The sequence below is a fragment of the Kitasatospora sp. MBT63 genome (assembly GCF_000710465.2).
Taxonomy (GTDB): domain Bacteria; phylum Actinomycetota; class Actinomycetes; order Streptomycetales; family Streptomycetaceae; genus Kitasatospora.
In genome coordinates this window covers 1-1,625 of the sequence record NZ_JAIZ01000443.1, presented here as the reverse complement: position 1 = coordinate 1,625, position 1,625 = coordinate 1, and the positions used below count along the sequence as shown (strand labels likewise).

Below are 1,625 nucleotides of genomic sequence, written 5' to 3'. Positions count from 1 at the left end.
TACCTGGGCACCTGGTCGGGCAACCTCGGCACCCCGGCGCCCCCCGGCCGGGCCGAGTTCAAGATCACCATCGGCCAGGGCGGCAAGGGCGACCTGGTCGGCAGCATCCACAACAACACCGGCCCCGGCACCGGGTACTGCGACAGCAGCGCCCTGCTGGTCTCCGTCGACGCCGCCCGCCTGGTGCTGAAGACCTCGCCGACCACCGGCCTGAGCGGCTGCGTCGCCAACCCCTCCCCGCAGGTCTACACCCGCAACACCGACGGCAGCCTGCACCTGGAGGTCGACGGCTTCACCGGCGACCTCGCCCGCCAGCGCTGACCCGGCCGTCCGCCACCGCGCGCGGCTCGAGCCGGTAGACCGCCGTGCCGTGGCCGGGCACCTCGGCGCCGAACGGGACGGACGGGCCGGCGACGGTCGCGGTGCGGCCGGTCCACAGGTCGGTGACGGCGTAGGAGCCCGCGTCCGGCAGACCCGCCGCGGCGGCGGTGGTGGCGAGCACCGCCGGGCCGTCGCCGGTGTTGGTGAGGGAGACCGAGCGGCCGCCGTCCGCCAGCGGCCTGCTGACGACGAGCCGGCCCTCCCGGTCGTCGATCACGGTGCCCTGGGCGCCCAGCGGGTCCTGGTCGACGGCGATCACCCCGGGCGTGGCGAGCAGGTCCCTGATCCTGGCGGGCATCGCGGTGAGCCGGTTCCCGGCGATCAGTGGCGCCGCCATCTGGGCCCACAGGGCGAGGTGGGTGCGGGCCTCGTCGTCGCTCAGGCCGCCGACGCCGACCTCCAGCATGTCCGGGTCGTTCCAGTGCCCGGGACCGGCCTGCCCGGCCAGCCGGGCATTGACCCCGGTGATGTCCAGGACGCCCTGCGCACTCCCGTCGGCCGGATCGGCGCGGGTGGCCCAGGCCGCGGTGATGTCCTCGGTGGTGCGCCACAGGTTGGCGACCGGCGACCAGTCGTACCGGGCGCCGTTCTTGTCGGGGTGGTAGCTGTTCGGGTTGATGCTGTAGACGATCGGGCGGCCGGTGTCCCGCAGCGCGTCGCGCATCAGGGTGAACGCGGCGACCTGGTCGGCGAGCGTCCCCTCCGGCGAGCACCAGTCGTACTTGAGGTAGTCCACGCCCCACTCGGCGAAGGCGGCGGCGTCCTGCCGCTCGTGCCCCCGGCTGCCGGTCGCGCCGGGCAGCGCGCCGCCGCGCTGCGCGCAGGTCCGCTCGGTCGGCACCTGGTACAGGCCGAACCGCAGGCCCAGCGCGTGCACGTGGTCCGCCAGCGCCTTGATCCCGGCGGGGAACCGGACGGGGTCGGCGACCAGCCGGCCGGCCCGGTCGCGTTCCGGGGCCATCCAGCAGTCGTCGACCACGACGTACCGGTACCCGGCCTCGCGCAGACCGGAGGCGGCCAGGGCGTCGGCGGAGTCCCGGATCAGCTGTTCGTCGATGGCGCAGCCGTAGGAGTTCCACGAGTTCCACCCCATCGGCGGGGTACGGGCGGTGCCGTTGTCCAGCGCGGCCGCGCCGGGGGCCGGGACGAGCAGCCCGGCCGCGGCGGCCAGCACCAGGGCGGCGGCGGACAGCTTCGGCGCGCGGAGGCGGCGGTGCACGGCGGACTCCTTCGTACGGGCGGAA

At 75.4% G+C, this 1,625-nt stretch carries 1 protein-coding gene and 1 pseudogene; one reads left to right on the top strand and one right to left on the bottom strand.

The features are described 5' to 3' along the window. Positions 1-321 (top strand): annotated as a pseudogene (locus tag AA75_RS49710) (hypothetical protein); the annotation flags it as partial. On the opposite strand, the gene AA75_RS24195 reads toward AA75_RS49710, so the two are convergent. Next, positions 293-1,625, bottom strand: a 1,333-nt coding sequence (locus tag AA75_RS24195) for a glycoside hydrolase family 27 protein (protein ID WP_206743450.1), incomplete at its 5' end; no start/stop codon positions are given. The pseudogene AA75_RS49710 and the gene AA75_RS24195 sit on opposite strands and share 29 nt — an antisense overlap.